Annotated in this window: 18 protein-coding genes; 7 read left to right on the top strand and 11 right to left on the bottom strand. The window is 72.3% G+C overall.

Going from position 1 to position 19,777, the window contains the following annotated elements:
• The first annotated feature begins 140 nt into the window (after positions 1-140).
• Positions 141-812 carry a hypothetical protein gene (locus HW837_RS09955; protein ID WP_045559869.1) on the top strand — a complete coding sequence of 224 codons (672 nt, stop codon included), beginning with the start codon at positions 141-143 and terminating at the stop codon, positions 810-812.
• On the opposite strand, the gene HW837_RS09950 is transcribed toward HW837_RS09955, so the two are convergent.
• The 10 genes from HW837_RS09950 to zapE all read right to left on the bottom strand — a co-directional run bounded on the left by HW837_RS09950 (position 804) and on the right by zapE (position 10,272).
• Complete coding sequence (locus HW837_RS09950; RefSeq protein ID WP_045559868.1) at positions 804-1,013, bottom strand: hypothetical protein; 210 nt, start codon at positions 1,011-1,013, stop codon at positions 804-806. The genes HW837_RS09955 and HW837_RS09950 overlap by 9 nt on opposite strands.
• 34 nt (positions 1,014-1,047) lie before the next feature.
• Entirely contained in the window at positions 1,048-1,908 is an 861-nt protein-coding gene (locus HW837_RS09945) for a polysaccharide deacetylase family protein (RefSeq protein ID WP_045559867.1), read from the bottom strand.
• A 39-nt stretch (positions 1,909-1,947) separates the two neighbouring features.
• On the bottom strand, positions 1,948-2,160 hold the full coding sequence (locus tag HW837_RS09940; RefSeq protein WP_045559866.1) for a DUF397 domain-containing protein: 213 nt from the start codon (positions 2,158-2,160) through the stop codon (positions 1,948-1,950).
• On the bottom strand, positions 2,157-2,978 hold the full coding sequence (locus tag HW837_RS09935) for a helix-turn-helix domain-containing protein (RefSeq protein ID WP_060886990.1): 822 nt from the start codon (positions 2,976-2,978) through the stop codon (positions 2,157-2,159). The genes HW837_RS09940 and HW837_RS09935 overlap by 4 nt, the downstream gene beginning before the upstream one ends.
• A gap of 129 nt (positions 2,979-3,107) precedes the next feature.
• The gene (locus tag HW837_RS09930; RefSeq protein ID WP_045559864.1) at positions 3,108-3,719 is read right to left on the bottom strand and encodes a hypothetical protein; all 612 of its coding nucleotides are present in this window, start codon (positions 3,717-3,719) and stop codon (positions 3,108-3,110) included.
• 20 nt (positions 3,720-3,739) lie between these two features.
• Entirely contained in the window at positions 3,740-5,107 is a 1,368-nt protein-coding gene (locus tag HW837_RS09925; protein WP_193380759.1) for a PhoX family protein, read from the bottom strand.
• Between the two features lie 115 nt (positions 5,108-5,222).
• The gene (locus tag HW837_RS09920) at positions 5,223-6,071 is read right to left on the bottom strand and encodes a slipin family protein (RefSeq protein ID WP_093789604.1); all 849 of its coding nucleotides are present in this window, start codon (positions 6,069-6,071) and stop codon (positions 5,223-5,225) included.
• Positions 6,072-6,284: 213 nt separating this feature from the next.
• Positions 6,285-7,814 carry a SulP family inorganic anion transporter gene (locus tag HW837_RS09915; RefSeq protein WP_093789649.1) on the bottom strand — a complete coding sequence of 510 codons (1,530 nt, stop codon included), beginning with the start codon at positions 7,812-7,814 and terminating at the stop codon, positions 6,285-6,287.
• A 20-nt stretch (positions 7,815-7,834) separates the two neighbouring features.
• Positions 7,835-8,413 (bottom strand): carbonic anhydrase, encoded by a 579-nt coding sequence (locus HW837_RS09910; protein ID WP_045559860.1) that lies wholly within the window; start codon positions 8,411-8,413, stop codon positions 7,835-7,837.
• A gap of 713 nt (positions 8,414-9,126) precedes the next feature.
• Complete coding sequence (gene zapE, locus HW837_RS09905; RefSeq protein WP_045559859.1) at positions 9,127-10,272, bottom strand: cell division protein ZapE; 1,146 nt, start codon at positions 10,270-10,272, stop codon at positions 9,127-9,129.
• On the opposite strand from zapE, the gene HW837_RS09900 reads away from it, so the two are divergent.
• From HW837_RS09900 to HW837_RS09880, 5 genes are all read left to right on the top strand, one after another.
• Entirely contained in the window at positions 10,271-11,173 is a 903-nt protein-coding gene (locus HW837_RS09900) for a pyrimidine reductase family protein (RefSeq protein ID WP_234442660.1), read from the top strand. The two genes, zapE and HW837_RS09900, sit on opposite strands and share 2 nt — an antisense overlap.
• A 121-nt stretch (positions 11,174-11,294) precedes the next feature.
• Entirely contained in the window at positions 11,295-11,750 is a 456-nt protein-coding gene (locus HW837_RS09895) for a hypothetical protein (protein ID WP_045559956.1), read from the top strand.
• A 199-nt stretch (positions 11,751-11,949) separates the two neighbouring features.
• A complete protein-coding gene (murC, locus tag HW837_RS09890) occupies positions 11,950-13,335 on the top strand; it encodes a UDP-N-acetylmuramate--L-alanine ligase (protein WP_193380726.1) in 1,386 nt (461 codons plus the stop codon).
• Positions 13,336-13,348: 13 nt separating this feature from the next.
• On the top strand, positions 13,349-13,756 hold the full coding sequence (msrB, locus tag HW837_RS09885; protein ID WP_045559857.1) for a peptide-methionine (R)-S-oxide reductase MsrB: 408 nt from the start codon (positions 13,349-13,351) through the stop codon (positions 13,754-13,756).
• Positions 13,757-13,854: 98 nt separating this feature from the next.
• Positions 13,855-15,096 carry an MAB_1171c family putative transporter gene (locus HW837_RS09880; protein WP_313895503.1) on the top strand — a complete coding sequence of 414 codons (1,242 nt, stop codon included), beginning with the start codon at positions 13,855-13,857 and terminating at the stop codon, positions 15,094-15,096.
• Positions 15,097-15,193: 97 nt separating this feature from the next.
• Here the strand turns inward: HW837_RS09880 and HW837_RS09875 are convergent, their stop codons facing one another.
• Entirely contained in the window at positions 15,194-16,618 is a 1,425-nt protein-coding gene (locus HW837_RS09875) for an FAD-dependent oxidoreductase (RefSeq protein WP_045559855.1), read from the bottom strand.
• A gap of 331 nt (positions 16,619-16,949) precedes the next feature.
• On the opposite strand from HW837_RS09875, the gene HW837_RS09870 reads away from it, so the two are divergent.
• Complete coding sequence (locus HW837_RS09870; RefSeq protein ID WP_193380727.1) at positions 16,950-19,775, top strand: P-loop NTPase family protein; 2,826 nt, start codon at positions 16,950-16,952, stop codon at positions 19,773-19,775.
• Positions 19,776-19,777 lie beyond the last annotated feature (2 nt).

Here is a 19,777-nt window from a genome sequence, read left to right as displayed (position 1 = left end):
GAGGCGGCCGACGTGCCCGCCCCTGCGGCCCCAACCCAGACACCGACCCCGGCCCCGACCTCGGTCTCGGTCTCGGCCCCATCCCCGGCCCCGGCCCCATCCCCGGCCTCGGCCCCGGCCCCGGAACTGGAAAGCTCCTGATGACCGCCCTCCTCCGCTACCAGGCGGCCCTGCTCGTCCGTTCCCAGCGCTGGCTGCCGCCCGTCATCCTGTACGCGGCGTTCCTCGCCATCGGCGTGCAGCGCGGACAGCCGGTGCTCGACTCGCTCGGCTACACGGCCGCCGCTCTGCTGCCCGTGTCCGCCTGGCTGACGCGGATCTGCGTCACCAACGAGCCGCCCGCGGCCCGCAGTTGTACCGGCGCTGCGGCCGGTCCCGGACGCGCGCACCTGGCCTGCGTCCTGGTCGCGTTCGCGGCGGCCGCGCTGCTCGGGACGGCGGCCACGGTCCTCGTCACGTTCATCAGCGCGCCCACCAGCACCGACCACCAGACGCGCGTCGAGGCACTCCCGGCGGGCGGCGCGGGCCTGCTGGCCGCCCTCGTCTGCGCCCTGCTCGGCACGGCCGTCGGCGCGCTCACGAACTGGCCGTTGCTGCGATCGCCGGGCCGGGCGGTCCCCGCGCTCATGCTCGGCGCGCTGCTGGCGCTGGTGGTGGCCGGTTCCCCGGCCAGGGCGGCCGTCACGGCCCTGGTCGACGGCTCACGGCACGCGACGATCCCCGTCCCCGTCCTGCCCCTGCTCGCGGCCGGGCTCCTCACAGCGGCCGCGACCGCCGTGGCCTGCGCCCTGACCAGGCGCCGCTCAGCCTGAGCAGGCAGCCCGCTCGGCCTCCCGCCACTCGCACACCGGACACAGGGTGATCCCCTTGTGGGACTCCGGGTACTCGGTGGGTTGCCGGCACAGGACGCACTCGGCGAAGGGAGGGCCGTCGGCGGCCTCCGTCGCCAGGGCCCGCGCCGGATCCGGTGTCGCGGCCGTCCCCCCGCCACCGCCGCAATAGTCGTCGCTCATACCTCCAGCGTAGAGCGGCCGCGCCCGGACGCGCTCAGGGTGCCGCCACGGCCTTCGCCGCCGCCGTCCCGACCAGCTCCGACACCTTCACGAACCGGAAACCCCGCGCCCGGAGCGCCGGCACGATCTTCCGTACGGCCCGCTCCGTGACCGGCGCGGCACTCCGTGTGCAGTGCATGACCACGACGGACCCCGGCCGCACCCCGTCCAGCACATCCCGCACCACGTCGTCCGCGTCCGTCGCGAACGCGTCGCCGCTCGTCACGTCCCACTGCACCGCCGTCACCCCGGACGCGCTGAGCCTGCGCAGCGCGCGGCTGTCGTAGCAGCCGCCGGGGAACCGGAAGTACGGCATCGGATCGCTGATCCCCGCCTCCCAGAACACGCGGTACGCCCGCTCCAGATCGGCCCGCATCCGCGCGGGCGCCATGGTCGGCAGGCCGTGGCAGTTCTCGGTGAAGGCGTGATGGCTGTACGAGTGGTTCGCGACCTCGAACAGGGGGTCCCGCCCGATGGACCGCGCCTGGATCGGGTACTCCTCGACCCACCGCCCCGTCATGAACAGCGTGGCCGGAACCTTCAGCTGACGCAGCGCCGCGATCAGCTCCGGATTGTCGAACCGTTCTCCCGCAGCGGCCCGCTCGCCCTGATCCGCGGTCATGTCCGCGTCGAAGGTGAGCGCGACGGTCTTGTCGGTACGGCTGCGTGGACCGTGCTCGAACACCGGGGTGAGCCCGGCGGGGCCCGGCGCGAGCGTGGGCGGCCGGGACGCAGACGCCGCCGACGGGCTGGCGGTGGCGTTGACGATGCGCGTCGAGGCGTGCGGGGTGCCGCAGGCGGTCAGGGCGACGCCGAGTGCGCAGAGCGCGGCGATGCTTCGTACGGGACTGATCACCGCACGAAAGTACGGCGATGACGTCAGCCGACTGTCGGTTTAACTGCCCAGCGCAGGGGAGTCCGCTCCGAAGTCACCCGCCTGGGCGATGAAGGGACCCCAGGCGGCGTGGGAGAGGGTGAGCGCGGGACCGGTGGGCCGCTTGGAGTCACGAACGCGGACGATGGAGGGGAGGGGGGCGACTTCCACGCAGTCGTCGCCCTGGGCACTGCTGTAGCTGCTCCTGGTCCAGCGCGGTGCGGTGGTGCTCATAGCTCTCCTCGCATTCTCTTCAACAGGCCCACGGAGTCCTGCGGGGAGAGGGCCTGCGAACGCAGTCTGGCATAGCGCAGGGAGAGCTTGGCCACCTCCTTCCTGTCGGCGATCAGGCGCCCGCTCTCCTGACCCTCGGAGTACGCGTACCGCTGTGCGTCAGGGGTTTCGAGGAGGCGGATGGGGCCGGCCAGGCAGGCGTGGTGCTCGGTGCGCGCTGGCATGATCTGAAGGGTGACGTTGCGCAACGTGCCGGCCGCCAGCAGGTGGTCGAGCAGATCGACGCAGACGTCCGTGCCGCCGAGGCGCCGCATGAGCACGGCCTCCTCGATGACGAAGTCGAACGTGGTCCTGGGCTCGTCGCGGAACAGTGTCTGCCGCTGGAGGCGTGCTCTGACGAGGGCCTCCAACTCGTCGTCGGGCAACGGCGGGACGTCCTCGGCGCACAGGGCCCGCACGTACGACTCCGGCTGCAACAGGCCCGGCACGAGCCGGCACTCGTACGTGCACAGGCTCACCGCGTGCCGTTCCAGCTGGGCCCACCGGCGGAACCACGACGCCAGGCCCGGTTGCCGGGAGACATGCTTCGCCGCCCTGCGCAGCGCGCCCGTGTCCCCGAGCACCCGGTCCGCGCGCTCCACGAACACCTCGTCCGCCATCCGTCGGCCCAGCTCGATCGAGGCGACCGTGTGCACGCTGAAGCGCACCAGCGGAGCGAACTGCTCCCGCGTGTAGCCGTGGTGCTCGCGCAGCGCCTGCACGAACGCCCCGAACGTCTTGAGACTGTCGGACGGGTCCGGCTCCCAGTCGACACCCATGCTCGGCCACCTCCAGATGAGTCGGATCTCCCCACGATCAACTCACCCAGCGTCACGAACGGTTACGCGTACTGTCCATCGAACACGCGTGTACGGCGCGGTGCCGTACATGCTCGCCGCGCGCCGCCGCTACCAGTCGGTGAGGTCCACGAGGAGATCGCAGTGCGGGTCGTCGGGGCTGGGCCGGTGCCGTTCGTCCTCCTCCACGAGGGAGGGGAGTGCGGAGATGAGGGCGGTGACGGCGTCGGCGGGACGGATGTCGGTGCCGATGACACGCGTGCCGTCGGGGTGCCTCACGTACAGCCGCAGCAGGCCGTCGCCCCGCATCAGGAAGCCGATCAGGAAGGGGTCCTCGTCGTCGCCGGGGTCCGACAGCGCGCGCAGCACGCCGAGGGTCCGCTCCTCCTCGGACTCGGGGGCGGGGGTGATCCGCTCCGGGTGGAGCCGGATCAGCGTCATCCCCATGACCTCACCGATGTCGCTGCTGCTGTAGAGCTGGGTTCCGGCCAGGGTGGTGCGCAGGATGCCGGGGATGTACGCGGGGGCGACGACGTCGTGCGGGATCTCGTAGAGGAAGGTGATGCCCTCCTCGTGGTCACCGGCGCGGACGGCGATCCGTACGGCGCCCGGGGCGGGCAGGACGCCGAGCAGGCGGCAGCCTTCGGAGAGGGGCCTGTTCAGGTGGTACAGCAGCAGACGGCTGACGGCCGCCTGCTGCTCCCGGTCCTCGGAGTGCGTCACTTGTTCCCCGGGTCAGTGGGTCATGTCCGGCGCCACGGGCCCGTGACCGCGAAGGTCGTGCCCGGGGTGTAGCAGTTGACGTACATCGTCTCGCCGTCGGGGGAGAAGGTGACGCCCGCGAACTCGCCCCATTCGGGTTCCTCCGCGGTGCCGATGTTCTGGGCGTTGCGGGCCATGGCGTAGACCTCGCCGCGGCGGGTCACGCCGTAGACGTGCTGCGCGCCGTTGCCGTCCTCGCAGACCATGAGGCCGCCGGAGGGGGCGAGGCAGATGTTGTCGGGGGACTCGCCGGGGAGTTGGAGGTCGGTGTCGGGGCCGAAGGCGATGACCAGGGTGAGGGTGCGGTGGTCGGGGTCGTAGCGCCAGATCTGACCGTAGTGGTCGGCGGCCGAACCGTCCGAGCTGCGGGCGAAGGAGGAGACGAAGTAGACGCAGCGGCCGCCCCAGTAGCAGCCCTCCAGCTTCTGTGCGTGGGTGATGCCCTTGGGGCCGAAGTCCTGGTGGCGGATGGCGGTCTGGGCGGCCAGGGGGTCGGGGACGTCGACCCACTCGATGCCGTCGAAGCAGGCTCCCGGCTCCTGGATGGGGGAGAGGTCGGGGACGCCCGGGACGCGCATCGCCTGGAGACGGCCGCCCGCGCGCAGCGAACCGAGGCCACCCTTGGGCCTGTCGGGCAGGAAGCGGTAGAAGAGACCGAAGGGCCGCTCGAAGGCGTCCTCCGTCTCGTAGACGACTCCCCGCTTGGGGTCCACCGCGATCGCCTCGTGCTGGAAGCGGCCCATCGCGGTGAGCGGCACGGCTCCCGAGCGCCGCGGGTCGGCCGCGTCGACCTCGAAGATGAAGCCGTGGTCCTTGGTGTAGCCGTTGGTGCCGGCCTTGTCCTCGTTCTCCTCGCAGGTCAGCCAGGTGCCCCAAGGGGTGGGCCCACCCGCGCAGTTGACCGCCGTGCCGGCGATGGCGACCTGTTCCGAGAGGACCTTGCCCCGGGCGTCGAGCGTGAGGGACGTACAGCCGCCCTTGCCCGCCGGGTCGTAGGTGAGGCCCTCGATCGTGGGGACCGGGATCCGGCCGTTGTGGCGGTTCTCGTGGTTGCGGACGAGGTGGACGCGACCGTGTCTGCCGGGGAAGGCGGACATGCCGTCGTGGTTGCTGGGCACCGTTCCCTCGCCCGAGCGGAGGGGGTCGCCCTCGCGGGAGAGGACCCGATAGCGGAAACCTTTCGGCAGGTCGAGCAGGTGGTTCGGGTCGGGGATCAGGGGGCCGTAGCCGGAGTGGCCGAGGGTGCTCTGCGCGGCGGCCGTGCCCACGAAGAGCTCGGAGAGGGCTCCGGTGAACGCGATGCCTGCGATACCGGCACCCGAGCGGGCGAGGGCCTGACGGCGGGTCACTGACACGGGGAAACCTTCCTGTTGGCGGACAGGATGTGACCCGCCTGTGTGTATCACGCGGTCAACGCCACGTGAACCACGCGCGTAGAGGTCGGGAGCGGAGTCGTCCTCCGTGTCACCCGGTCGGAGGGGGCGGGGAGGGTGGGGCGGGGGGAGACGCCGGGGGTGCCTGGGGAAGCGTCGGCGGGGGGTCCGGCGGGGGGCCGGCCTGGGATCGTTCCAGGAAGCGGAGGAGTTCCACCGGGAAGGGCAGGACGAGGGTGGAGTTCTTCTCGGCGGCCACCGCCACCACCGTCTGGAGCAGGCGGAGTTGGAGCGCGGAGGGGGTGTCGGACATCTCCTTCGCCGCCTCGGCCAGCTTCTTCGACGCCTGGAGCTCCGCGTCCGCGTTGATGATGCGGGCACGGCGTTCCCGGTCGGCCTCCGCCTGGCGGGCCATGGAGCGCTTCATGGTGTCGGGCAGGGAGACGTCCTTGATCTCGACCCGGTCGATCGTGACACCCCACTCCACGGCGGGGCTGTCGATCATCAGCTCCAGGCCCTGGTTGAGCTTCTCGCGGTTGGAGAGGAGGTCGTCGAGGTCGCTCTTGCCGATGATGGACCGCAGGGAGGTCTGGGCCATCTGGGAGACGGCGAACCGATAGTCCTCGACCTGCACGATCGCGTTGGCCGCGTCGACGACCTTGAAGTAGACGACCGCGTCGACACGTACGGTGACGTTGTCGCGGGTGATGCCCTCCTGTGCCGGGACGGGCATCGTCACGATCTGCATGTTGACCTTGCGGATGTGGTCGACGCCGGGGACGACCATGGTGAAGCCGGGCTTTCTGGGGACGCCCCGCAGTCGGCCGAGGCGGAAGACCACGCCCCGCTCGTACTGCTTGACGACGCGGGCCGCGGCGGCGACGTAGACGACCGCGGCGGAGCCGACCGCCGCGGCGGTGATGAGCAGCGTCTCGACCATGACGACCCCCTGAGCCGTCCGCTCTCGGTGCGTGATGGGTGCGTATACCACGATATGCCGGAGGTGGGGGGTGGGGCGAGTGTCGGCCGGGGGGTTCGCTCACCGGCGCCGGCCAGGTGCCGCTGCGCCCACCCGTGCCGCCCCAGCGGCACGATGGCCCGCAGTGAGGGCAGCGTGCGCCGGGACGGCACAGGTGGACGGTTCAGGGCGAGGTCAGAGCGACGCCGACGTCGCCTTCTCCAGTTCCGGGACCGTCATCCGTACCGGTTCCGTGCCTGTCGTGCTGTGGCGGGCCGCCCAGTTCTCCAGGGCGGTGCGGCAGGCGTGGTCCAGGTGGTGGAGGCCGGTGAGGTGGAGTTCCACGGGGCGGTCCTGCGGGAGGGACTCCAGGCTGTCGAGGATCTTCGGCAGGCGCAGGAAGGTCGCGTTGCCGGAGAGGTAGGCCTGGACCGGTCCCGCGCCCTTGTCGATGACCTCCAGCTTGATGTGCGAGGCCTCCCAGGCGGTCTTGGCCACGGACAGCGCCAGACCGATCAGGACACCCTCGAACATGTTGACCGTGACGATCGCCACCGCCGTGGCCACCAGGATCAGCGCCTCGCCCCGGTGCGTGCGCCAGAGGGAGACGACCCCGCGGAACGGGATCAGCTTGAAGCCCGCGTGGACCAGGATGCCCGCCAGGGCCGGCAGCGGGATCAGCGCGAGCGCGCCCGGCAGCACGGCCACGAAGAGCAGCAGCCAGACGCCGTGCAGCACCCGGGAGGCCTTCGTCTTCGCGCCGGCCTGGAGATTGGCCGAGCTGCGCACGATCACCGCCGTCATCGGCAGCGCGCCCAGCAGCCCGCACACCGTGTTGCCGGCGCCCTGGGCCATCAGCTCCTTGTCGTACTCGGTGCGCGGACCGTCGTGCATCCGGTCCACGGCCGCCGCGCTGAACAGGCTCTCCGCGGAGGCGATGAGGGTGAAGGCGAGGACGGTGCCGAGCAGTGCCACGTCGGCGAGTTGGCCGAAGGCGTCCAGGCCGGGCGGCTGGATGACGTCCAGCAGTCCCTTCACCTCGACGTTCGCCACCGGCAGGCTGAAGGCCAGGGTGGCGAGGGTGGCCAGCAGGACCGCGGCGAGCGCGCCGGGGACCAGCTGGACCTTCTTCGGCAGCCGCTTCCACAGCACCATCACCGCGATGGTGCCCGCGCCGACCGCAAGCGAGGCGAGGGCGGTGGTGCTGGTGACGGCGTCGACGAAGGCGCCGGGCAGGCCCGCGATCTTGCCGATGCCGGAGGCGGGGGCCTTCAGGCCGGCCGCCGCGTAGAGCTGTCCGGCGATGATCACCAGGCCGATGCCGGCGAGCATGCCCTCGACGACGGAGACCGATATCGCACGGAACCAACGGCCCAGCTTCAGCGCGCCCATGGCGAGCTGGAGCAGACCGGCGGCGAGCACGATCACGCCGAGGGCGGGCAGCCCGAACTGGCGGACGGCCTCGAAGACCAGCACGGTCAGACCGGCCGCGGGGCCGGAGACCTGGAGGCTGCTGCCGGGCATCAGCCCGGCGACGATACCGCCCACGATGCCGGTGACCAGGCCGAGTTCGGCCGGGACGCCGGAGGCGACGGCGACGCCGACGCACAGCGGGAGGGCGACCAGGAACACGACGAGCGAGGCGCCGAAGTCCTGCCGCAGATGGGGGAATTTGGAGGGGGAGGACGAGGCGGACGGGGGCTGGGGAGAGGTCTTGGAGTTCATCTCGGACACCGGGCCGCCGCTCACAGGGTCTCGAACGTGTCGGAGTCCGCGCGGTGTTCGCGCACGGCGCCCGTGTGGACCTCGTAGTACCAGCCGCGCAACCGCAGCCGTCCGTCCGCGAGGCGCTTCTCCACGCACGGGTAGGAGCGCAGGCGCAGCAGCTGGCTGAGGACGTGGTTCTGCACGCCGTCGGCGACCGTCGGGTCCTCGACCGCCCCTTGCGGGCGGGGGGTGGCGTTGGTCAGCCAGTCGCGTACGGCGGGTACGGCGTCCAGGTCGTCGCCGCGCACCAGGGCGCCCACGGCGCCGCAGTGCGAGTGTCCGCAGACCACGATGTCGGTGACGCCGAGGACCTCCACGGCGTACTCGATGGTGGCCGTCTCACCGGTGGGGCGGTCGGCGGTGTACGGCGGGACGATGTTGCCGGCGGTGCGCAGTTCGAAGAGCTCGCCGGGGCGGGCGCCCGTGATCAGGGCCGGGACGACCCGCGAGTCGGAGCAGGTGATGAACAGGACCTCGGGGGACTGGCCTTCGGCCAGCCTGGCGAACTCCTCAGGGCGCTGTCCGAACGTACGGGCGTTGTCGATGAGGGGCTGCATGATGTGGTGACTCCTCCTGGCGCGCCTCGTGGCGCGTCGGGCTTGCACGACAGAGTGGGGGGAACGGGCGCTCCGCGGCTCAGCAGCGGAAGACCTGGAGAACGGCCGGGGTGTGGGCCGTGAGAGGTCTCGGCGCCCGGTGGTACGGGGCCGAGGGCCGTTCGGGTGCGCTCGCGGCCGCCGGGTTCTCCCCCAGCGGCGGACGCGCGGGCGTCCCGGGAACGGTGTGGGTGACCATGCGATGCCGGTCGCGTGTGCGATGAGGACCGGTCGGGTCCTGCGAGGGCGCGCACGTGCGGTGGGTGACCGCTGTGTCACGCATCGGCTTCGCGGTGAGGGTGTTTCCGGGCTCGGCTTTGGCCTTGACATGACCAAGCGTGTGCGCGGCTGCGAAGGATGTCGCGGGAGTGAAGAACGCCAGGGTGAGCAGGACGGCGGCTAGGGCCGAAAAGACGGTCCGGGTCGTCGTACCTCGCAATATGAGCCTCCCCACTGGCAGTTCCTGGTGTCTCTCACACGTCGACAGTTGCTCGACTTGGTCAACCGATGGTCAACCACTGGTCAAGAAACACGTTAACCCTGCAAAGTTGTTTGCAGGGTTAACTTAACGTTGCGAGCTGAAGAGAGCCTGAAAAGCGAGGGCGAGTTGGCCGGAATCGGCCCTTGACCTGGGAGAGTTCAGCTGAGTCGCGACACGGCCGATGGCTGTGCGCTCAGTGCTCCACGAGTCGCTTCGCGTCGCGCGCGAGAGCGGTGAGGCGGGAGATGGCGCGAAAGTACTTCTTCCGGTAGCCGCCGTTCAGCATCTCCTCGCTGAACAGCCGGTCGAAGGGCAGCCCCGAGGCGAGTACCGGCACCTCGCGGTCGTACAGCCGGTCGGCGAGCACCACCAGCCGCAGCGCCGTGGACTGGTCCGGCACCGGCGCCACATCCGTCAGGCACACCGCCTTCAGGCCGTCCGTCATGGCGCCGTACCGGCTGGGGTGGACGCGCGCGAGGTGGCCCAGCAGATGCGGGAAGTCGTCGAGCGAGGCGCCCTCGGTGGCGTACGCCGCCTTGGTGACCTCCTCGTCGGAGTACGGCGCCGGAGCCTCGGGCAGACCGCGGTGGCGGTAGTCCTCGCCGTCGATGCGCAGGGAGCGGAAGTGGGCCGACAGGCCCTGGATCTCCCGCAGGAAGTCGACCGACGCGAACCGGCCCTCACCGAGCTTGCCCGGCAGGGTGTTCGAGGTGGCGGCCAGGGCGACGCCCGCGTCGACCAGCTTGCCGAGCAGGGTCGACACCAGGACCGTGTCGCCCGGGTCGTCCAGCTCGAACTCGTCGATGCACAGCAGACGGTGACCGGAGAGCGTCTGCACCGTCTTCTGGAAACCGAGGGCGCCGACCAGGTTCGTCAGCTCCACGAAGGTGCCGAAGGCCTTGAGGGAGGGCTCGGCCGGGGTGGCGTGCCAGAGGGAGGCGAGCAGGTGCGTCTTGCCGACGCCGTAACCGCCGTCCAGGTAGACGCCGCGGGGGCCCGCCGGGGCCTTGGGCGCCTTCGCCCGGCCGAAGCCGAGGAAACCGCGCCGGCCGGCGCCGGTCGCGTGCGCCCCGCCGAGGCCCGCCGCGAAGCCGCTCAGGACGCGGACGGCCTCGGTCTGACTGGGCTGGTTCGGGTCCGGGATGTAGGTGTCGAAGCGCACCGAGTCGAAACGGGGCGGCGGCACCATCTCGGCGACGAGCCGGTCCGCGGGGACATGGGGCTCGCGGGTGCACAGGGACGCGGGGGCCGCTTCGGGTATCGGACCGATTCCGGACACGGTGGCAGAGGACGACGACACGGTTACCGAGTCTAAGGGTCGTGCCACACTGCACGACATGCGACGCCTGTTCCCTGTGACCGAAGAGACAGCGGCCCGGACACCGGAAGCGACCGGTGGGGCGGATGCGGCCGAGGCGCCGACGGCGGGCGGGGGCGAGATCCCGGCGGCCGGGACGCCGGACGCGCAGGACGGCCGGCCCCCGGCGGGCGGGCGGTCGGATGTCGTCGAGCGGGAGTGGAGTCTCGACGAACTGGCGGCGGCGTACGCGTACCCCGAGCCCGCGCCCGGCGGGCGGGAGCCGTGGCTGCGGGCCAACATGGTCTCCACCCTCGACGGCGCGGCCCAGCACGGCGGGCGCTCGCAGCCGATCTCCAGCGACGCCGACATGCGGATCTTCGGCACACTGCGCGGGCTCGCGGACGTGGTGATCGTCGGCGCGGAGACCGTCCGGCAGGAGGGGTACCGCCCGGCACGCGCGCGGGAGGCGTTCGCCGAGGCGCGCCGGGCGGCCGGACAGCCGCCCGCGCCCGCCGTCGCCGTGGTGAGCGCGAGCCTGGACCTGGACTTCTCGCTGCCGCTCTTCACCTCGCCGCTGACGCCCACGCTGCTGCTCACCGGGGCCGCCGCGGCCCCGGACCGGGTCGCCGCCGCCGAGAAGGCGGGGGTCCGGGTGGTCGTCGCCGGCGACGGGATGGGCGTCGACCCCGCCCGCGCCGTGCGCGCCCTCGCCGACCTGGGGCTGACCCGGCTGCTCACCGAGGGCGGCCCGCGCGTCCTGGGCCAGCTGATCGCCGCCGACGTCCTCGACGAGCTCTGCCTGACCGTGTCGCCGATGCTCACGGCGGGGGACGCGCAGCGGATCGCCGGCGGGCCCTCGGTGGCGGTGCCCAAGCGCTTCGCCCTGGCCTCGCTGCTGGAGGAGTCCGGGTTCCTGTTCGGTCGTTACCGTCGTACGTGAAAGCGGTCGGAATCTACCGTTCCGTTTAGCTTTCGCCGGGCACACTAGAACTCTGAGGAGCGAGGGCCCGCAGGGCCCTCCGAGGAGAAGGGCGCCGGTGGTGTCGTTCACGAGCGTATTGATGATCGAGAAGGCTCTGACGTCCGCGGACGTCGAGTTCGTCACGACCCTGCACGGCGACGAGCGGGCCTCCTTCCATGTGCTGCTCCAGCCGCGCGGGAATCAGGCCGACCGGTTGCTGCGGGCCATCGACGACCTCGCCCTCGGCGAGCTGGACGAGGCGGCACGGGAGCGGGAGACGCCGGAGGGGGAGCAGGCGATGGATGCCGGGGAACGGGCACTGGAGGTGTCCCTGCAGGCGCTGCGCGGGGCCGGGAGCACGGCGGAGGGGCGCCTGATCGAGGATCATCCGCTGGACGCGCTGAAGTCGCTGGTGGAGGAGGTTTCGGCCGACGAGGTGCTGGTGCTGACCGATCCGCACTATGTCGAGGAGTTCTTCCATCGGGACTGGGCTTCGCGGGCTCGGCACAAGGTGGGGGTGCCGGTGCTGAAGTTGTTCTCGCATAGCCGGGTTTGAGGGAGGGGCGCCGTAGGGGTGCTGTGGTTCGTCGGCTGCGGGTGCGTTGTGGCTTGTCGCGCAGTTCCCCGCGCCCCTGAAAGGCGGCTGCGCCGCCATCTGGGGCACGGGCCCTGGACCGTGACACCAGGCAATAGGGTGGGGAGCGCGCCTGCTGTGGGGCGTGGATCGTCTTCGTACCGTCGCTTGGAGAACAGACATGGCACCCGGACTGCCTTCCGCCATGGATCGGCCGCACTTCATCGGGATCGGTGGGGCCGGGATGTCGGGGATCGCCAAGATCCTGGCGCAGCGCGGGGCGAAGGTCGCCGGGAGTGACGCCAAGGAGTCGGAGACGGCCGAGGCCCTGCGGGCGCTCGGGGCGACCGTGCACATCGGGCACGCCGCCGAGCACCTCGCGGACGACGCGACGGCCGTGGTCGTCTCCTCCGCCATCCGCGCCGACAACCCCGAGCTGGCCCGCGCCGCCGAGCTCGGGATCCCCGTCGTCCACCGGTCGGACGCGCTCGCCCGGCTGATGGACGGACTGCGGCCGATCGCCGTCGCCGGCACGCACGGCAAGACCACGACGACGTCCATGCTGGCGGTCTCGCTGGGCGAGCTGGGGCTGCGGCCGTCGTACGCCATCGGCGGCGACCTCGACGTACCCGGCTCGAACGCCACGCACGGCGACGGCGACATCTTCGTCGCCGAGGCGGACGAAAGCGACCGCAGCTTCCACAAGTACGCGCCCGAGGTGGCGATCGTCCTCAACGTGGAGCTGGACCACCACGCCAACTACGCCTCCATGGACGAGATCTACGAGTCCTTCGAGACGTTCGCGGGGAAGATCGTGCCCGGTGGCACGCTGGTGATCTCCGCCGACCACGAGGGCGCGCGCGAACTGACCTCGCGGCTGTCCGGGGTGCGCACGGTGACGTACGGCGAGCGCGAGGACGCCGACGTCCGCGTGCTGTCGGTCGTGGCGCAGGGACTGAAGAGCGAGGTCACGGTGGTGCTGGACGGGCAGGAGATCACGTTCACCGTGTCCGTGCCCGGACGGCACTACGCGCACAACGCCGTCGCCGCGCTGGCGGCCGGGGTCGCGCTCGGCGTGCCGGCGTCGGAGCTGGCGCCCGCGCTGGCGGCGTACACCGGCGTGAAGCGACGGCTCCAGCTCAAGGGCGAGGCCGCCGGGGTGCAGGTCATCGACTCCTACGCCCACCACCCGACCGAGATGACCGCCGACCTGGAGGCCATGCGGGCCGCCGCCGGGGACGCGCGGATCCTGGTGGTCTTCCAGCCGCACCTGTTCTCCCGCACCCAGGAGCTGGGCACCGAGCTGGGCCAGTCCCTGGCCCTGGCGGACGCGTCGGTCGTCCTCGACATCTATCCGGCCCGCGAGGACCCGATCCCGGGGATCACCAGCGAGCTGATCATCGACGCGGCGCGCGACGCGGGCGCGGACGTCACCGCCCTGCACGACAAGGCCGAGGTGCCGGCCGCGATCGCGGGAATGGCGAAGCCCGGCGATCTCGTTCTCACGATGGGCGCGGGTGACGTGACGGACCTGGGCCCCAAGATCCTGGACCGTCTTTCGAGCTGAGGGGCTGAGGCTCATGTCGTACGACATCGAGAAGCCGGACGAGCAGTGGCGTGCGGAGCTGACGCCGGCCGAGTACGCCGTGCTGCGGCAGGCCGGCACGGAGCCCGCGTTCGTCGGCGAGTACACCGACACCAAGACCAAGGGTGTCTACTCCTGTCGCGCCTGCGGTGCCGAACTGTTCACCTCCGAGACGAAGTTCGAGTCGCACTGCGGCTGGCCGTCCTTCTTCGACCCGAAGGACAGCGACGCGGTGGAGCTGCTCGACGACCGCTCGCACGGGATGGTGCGCACGGAGGTGCGGTGCGCCCGGTGCGGCTCGCACCTCGGGCACGTCTTCGCGGGCGAGGGGTATCCCACGCCGACCGACCAGCGGTACTGCATCAACAGCATCTCGCTGACGCTGACCGCCGACGAGGGGTGAGCGTCGGCGAGGGCTGAGCGCCGGTGGTTTGACTACGTGACTACTGTGTGAAGGGTGTTGACGCGAGAGGTCTCTCGGACCGAGCCGGGGGGCCTGACGTGAATGGACTGGTCTACTTTCTGGCGGCCGCCGCCCTGTGGACCGGTTTCGCCGCCCAACTGCCCGGCCTGTGGCGCGACCGACGTGATCCCGTGAAGCGGGCACTCTGCGCCGTGATCTTCCTGGCCGGCTTCTGTTTCGCCCTCGGCGCCCCGCCCACCGTCGGTTTCGTCAACCGCGCCGTCGGCGTGCCCAACGCCGCCGCGTGCCTCACCTACGGCGCGGTGAACGCCTTCTCCGCCGCGTCGCTCGTGCTGATCGTCCACTGGCGCGGCGCCGACGACCCCGGCCGGCTGCGACGGGTCTCCCGCCGATGGCTGTACGCGTACGCCGTGATCATCGCGGCGCAGACGGCGCTCTTCGCCGTCGGGGACGCGTCCGTCGAGCGCCTCGCCGACTTCGACACCTACTACGCGCACACCCCGTTCATCCGCGAGATGATCGTCCTCTATCTGGTGGCCCACATGGCGGCGGCCCTCACCACCACGGTCCTGTGCTGGCGCTGGACCTTCCAGATCAGCGGCTGGACCCGGCGGGCGCTGGCCGTGCTGGCCGTCGGGTGGCTGTGCACCAGCGCGTACGGCGTGCTGAAGATGGCGGCCGTCGCCGGCCGCTGGACCGGGCACCACTGGGATCCGCTGAGCACCCGGCTCGCGCCGATGCTGGTCACCGTCGGCGCCGTCCTCACCTCGGCCGGTTACGTCCTGCCGCTGCTCGGTTCGCGCATCGACAGCCTGGTCGCCTTCCTGCGGCTCGGGCCGCTCTTCCGGCTCGTCGGCGCCGGGAGCACCGGTCGCGTGCGTCGGCACGCCCTGCTGTCCTGGCGTTCCCTCGGCGATGTCGAGCTGCGCCTGACGCACCGGACGACGGCCATACGGGACGGACTGCGCGACGTGTCCGTCCACTTCGACGACGCGGTGCGTGAGCGTGCCTACCGGCAGGCGCTCTCCCTCGGCTCCAGCGCGGGTGAGGCCGAGGCCATCGGGGACGCGGCGATGGTGGCCGTCGCCGTGATGTCCGGTACGCGGGAGCGGGTCGGGGGACCGCGCCACGGGGACCTGGACAGTGCCGCCCTGGACACGCTCGCGGGACTCGGCGAGGGGTACGCGGGGCCGGCGGCCGGAGGGCAGGGGCTGGACACCGGGCAGCCGTCGTTGATCCGGATGTCGCGGGCGGTGCGGGCGGGGGTGGTGGAGGGGGCCGTGCGCGCGGTGCGCGCGGAGGGCGCGAAAAGCCGGTAGGGGGTGCGTCGTTGTCTGCGGGTTCGGTGCGGCTTGTCGGTGTCGGTGTCGTTGTCCGCGGGCCGGTGGGGGCTTGTCGCGCAGTTCCCCGCGCCCCTTACGGGGCTGGGGTGTTGAGGTTGTTCAGGATCTTCCGTTCCTCCGGGGTGAGTGGCGGTCCCGACAGGGGTGGGAGGAACGGGCCCAGGGCCGTGGACAGGAGGAGGGTGGGGTGGAGCAGGTGGAGGGCGTCCGCCTGGAGGGTGGTCACCCTGCACATCGCGGCGGAGACCCGGTACGAGCCGGTGGCGACGCGGGTCATCCGGCCGACGTAGGCGGACAGCAGACGGTCGGCGAGCGTGGGGGACTTGCCCTGCACCCCCGGGAACCACTGGTCCTGGCCGACCGACATGGCCCACGCCGCGTTCACCACCTTCGCGGCGGCCCGCTGCACCCGCCGGGCCAGACCGGGCGCGCCGATGCCGCTCCGGTCCAGCTCCCGGCTCAGCTCCAGCGCGCCCAGCGCGGCCACCGACATGCCCTGCCCGTAGACCGGGTTGTAGGTGGCGACGGCGTCGCCGAGCGCCACCAGGCCCTCGGGCCACCGCTCGGACTTCTCGAAATAGCGCCGCTCGTTGCGCGTGCTGCGGCTCAGGGTGACGTCCGTCAGGGGTTCGGCGCCCGCGATCAGCCGGCCCACGAGGGGGTGGCGCAGGCCGAGGGCGAAGGGGACGAAGTCCTCGGGTGAGGCGGTCGGTTCGCCGCCGCGGGTGCCGGCGAGGCTGACCAGCCAGCGGTCGCCCTCGATCGGCAGGAGGAGCCCCGCACGGCCGGGCCGGCCGCCCGTCGGGTCCGCCGTCACCTGCGCCGGAGGGAAGTTCTCCGCCCCGGCGGGGGTGCGGTAGACGCGGGTCGCGTAGACGAGCCCGGAGTCGACCACGTCCTTGCGGACGCCGGTGATGCCGAGGTCCGCGAGCCAGTGCTCGACGCGGGTGCCGCGGCCGCTCGCGTCGACGACCAGGTCCGCGCGCAGGCTCTCCTCGGCCGCGCCCGGGTGGCTGTCTTTCGCGCCGGTGGTGAACCGGACACCGGTGACCCGCTCGGCGGTGCCGAGGAGGCCGGTGGCCGAGCCGCGTCGGATCCGGACGCGGGTGGCGCTCGCGAGGACGGCGTCCCGGACGGTCCGGTCGATCAGGTCGCGGCCGGCGATGAGCAGGGGGTGGGTGTCGTGGTGGCGTGAACGGCGGTACCAGCCCTGCGGGCCCAGGGTGACCAGACCGGAGGTGAGGCCGCGTTCCCGGGCGCCCGCCGCCAGCAGGCGCCCCCGCACCCCGCCGCCCGGCACGAGCGCGTCGATGGCGTCGCGGCCGCTCGGCAGGAGGATGTGGGCGTGGCGGCCCTGGGGGAGCCCTCTGCGCGGGCGGGGTTCGTCCGGCAGCTCGTCGCGCTCCAGCACGATCACCTCGTCGACGGACCGGGCCAGTGCCGCGGCGGCGAGCATGCCGCCCATGCTGGCGCCGATGACCACCGCGGTACGTGGCATGGGTCCCCCTGCGCTCGACTGTGATCGCCAGAAGATCAGGACAACGTCACGGCGCGCAAGGGCAGTTGAGCTGCGCCCGGGCGGGGCGGGGGTGGGGCGTCCGGATCCGCGCGGTCGGCGTGGGTCTGCTTGGGTGTACCTGGGACAGAGTGTCGTGTGTGTGTCGAATTGAGTGCAACTACTGTTTGATTTCGGGAATTTGGCGAAACGGGTTGCTGAAGGGCGGGTCTCGCGGGACATTTCCCTGAGCGTCGGCGGCGGGGGCGGAAACCGGTTCGAGGGGTGACCGGGCGGTTCTCGCCGGGGGGTGGCGCGGGGGAGGCCTGAGGCCGTGGGCGACGGTGTGGAGCAGTACGTTCGGTGGGCCGTCGGGATGCTGGAGGCCCTGGAACGGTCCGAGTCGGAGGAGGGTGCGGGCGGCGGGGTCGACGGGGGCGGGCGTGACGCCGAGATCCCTCCCGAACTCCGCCGCAGGCGTGCGGAGTTCAGGATTGCCGTGGCGCGGCTGCTCGGGGAGGCGCGGGGGCCGCTGTCGATCGGCGTGGTGGGGGAGTTCAGCGCGGGGAAGTCGCTGCTGATCGAGACGCTGCTCGGGCTGCCCGGACTGTTGTCCGTGAGCGACGTGGCCACCACCGGGAACGTCACCTCCATCCATGTCACACAGTGCGTCGGCGAGGAGCGCGGGTCGGTGCTCGACGGGCGGACCGTCGTCTACTGCACGGACGCCGAGATGAGCGAGTTGATGGGCCATCTCCATGGCCGGCTCGTGGAGTTGGCGCGACTGGAGGGGATGGCCGAGCAGCGGCTGGCCGAGCTGCGGGCCGCGGCCCCGGGTGCGGGGGCCGAGGGCGGCGCGGGTGCGAGCGGTGCGGGGGGATGGGAGGCGCTCGCCGGTTGGTGCCGGAGGCATGGCGGCACGGTCGGCGGGTCCCGGATGCGGGCGGTCGCGGAGGAAGTCGGGCTGGTGCTGGGGGCGTTCGAGCGCGGTGCCTGGCTGCTCGGCCGTCGCTACGAGCTGTCGGACGCGCAGGCCAAGCGGGCGATGTCGCTGCCCGGGGTGCGGTTGGGTGACGGCGGGGAGAAGGGTGAGGGAGGGGACGGGGACGGGGCCGGGGGCGGATACGGGGGCGGATACGCGGGCGGCTTCGGTTCCGCCGAGGAGGAGTTGGACGGGCTAGGGCGAGGGCAGGGGCAGGGGCAGGGACCTGGGCCGGGGCAGCAGATCACCGATGACGTGCTTGCCGACTGTGTGCCGTTGATCCGGCGGGTCGAGCTGCGGGTGCGGGTGCCGCGGGCCGTGTGGGACCTGCGGGATGTGGGGGCACTCGTCCTGATGGACTTCCCCGGGCTCAACAGCCCCCAGTCGGGGGAGCGCGACCGGTTCCTCAGCCGCCGTGAGCTGCGGGACATCCACACCGTGCTCGTCCTGATGAACGCCCAGCGCGGCCCGGTCGCCGGTGAGCAGGACTTCTTCGACATGCTGCGCGAGCCCACCGGTGACGGGCGGGAGGGCCGTTCGGACGAGACCCTCCGGGAGAGCCTGCTCGTCGCCGGCGGTCGCTTCGACCAGATGCCCGTGGAACCGGAGGTCCTCGGTGACCTGCTCGGCGGCACGGCCGAGCGGCTCACCGAGCGCCGGCTGCGGGGGCTGCCCGACACCGCCGTACTGGACGAGGTCGTCGAGGCCGCGCAGCGGCTGCTGCCCCCGGGACAGCGGAAGCAGCTCGTGCTGGTGTCGGCCATGGCGGGACTCGCCGCGCTGCGGAGGGCCGGGGCCGTGGACGTCGACACGTCGGCCCGCACCCGGCTGCGACCCGGCGCCGAGTCCGAGCGGCTGACGCGGATCACCGAACTGTGGGGCAGGATCGCCGACCGCCTGGAGGAGGACGAGCCGGGCGCGCCGCTCAGCCGGGTGCTGCGGGAGTTCGCCGAGGACGGCGGGCTCGGGCTGCTGCGCGACCAGCTCGTGCGGCACGCGGCGCGGTACGGCGGCCGTATCCGTCACGATGCCGTACGGCGCCGGGCCGGGGCGGTGGACCGGCTGCGGCCGGCCCTCGTCGCGGCGGAGCGGGAGGCCCGCCCGGAGGCCGAGTACCCGCCCGCCTTCCGGGAGATCCAGCAGGCCCTCGACGACACCCGGCGGTTGCTGACCGACCTCCGCGACACACTCGTCCTCGGGCTGACCCCGGGCGGTGTCCGGGCGGAGGAGGCGCTGCGACGGCTCGTCGCCGACGAGGCCGCCACGCTGGTCGCCTCCTGGCCGGAGTGGAAGGAGCTGTTCGCCGCGGTCGACCGCGACAAGCAGCTCGTGACGGTCGGACAGGGGTGGACCGAGGAGGACCGGGCGTTCGGCGACAGCGTGTGGGCGGCCGCGGCGGAGATGGGCCTCGACCTCGGCGGGGAGTTCGGAGGGGACTTCGGAGGGGACTTCGGCGGCGGGTACGAGGGGGCATCCGGGGAGGTGGGCGGTGGGGTCGGTGGCCGGGGCGACGGGGTCCATGCCCCGGCCCCGGGGGTGTCGGGGGAGCCCGAGGAGCTGTTGCCGAGGTTCCGGGCCGGGCATGCCGCCCTGCTGAAGCTGGTCCACGATCGGGTGCGGCTCGGCTACGAGGAGAGGCTGGAGGAGCATGTCGAGACCTTCGACGAGCTGCGGGAGCGCTGGCGGCGGCTGATCTTCGCCGAGCGGGAGCGTGGTGCGGTGACGCCGCCCCGGATGCAGCGGATGCTGGAGGTGTTCGCCACCACCCGCGTGGAGGAGTGGCGCGAGCGGCTGCGCAAGGCCGACTCCCCCGAGACCGAACCCGCGGCCGTGGACGAGGCGTTCCCACTGCGCCGAGACCGCAGCCTGCCCTGGCACGCGCAACAGCCACTGGGACGTGACCCGTTGGAGCGGCATGTCGTGCACGCCGTGCGGTTGCGACGCGAACTGGTCGCCGCGCTGCGGCAGTTGGTACATGAGCAGCTCGCCAGGGAACAGCTCGCGCTGGCGGTGACGGCGGAGGCGGTGATCACCGCGCGGGAGCGGACGGTCACCGCGCACGACACGCTCGACCTCCTCCTCGCCGCCGGAGCGGCGCGACCGGGCGAGCCGGCGGCCGCTCCGCTCGACCTGGCGGCGCGCCTGGAGGCCATGCCCCGGCCCGCGCCGGGTCACTGATC

The organism is Streptomyces caniscabiei, from assembly GCF_014930365.1.
In the GTDB taxonomy this organism is placed as follows: domain Bacteria; phylum Actinomycetota; class Actinomycetes; order Streptomycetales; family Streptomycetaceae; genus Streptomyces; species Streptomyces caniscabiei.
The sequence above is the reverse complement of the archived record's forward strand: the minus strand, read 5'-3'. Positions and strand labels throughout refer to the sequence as shown.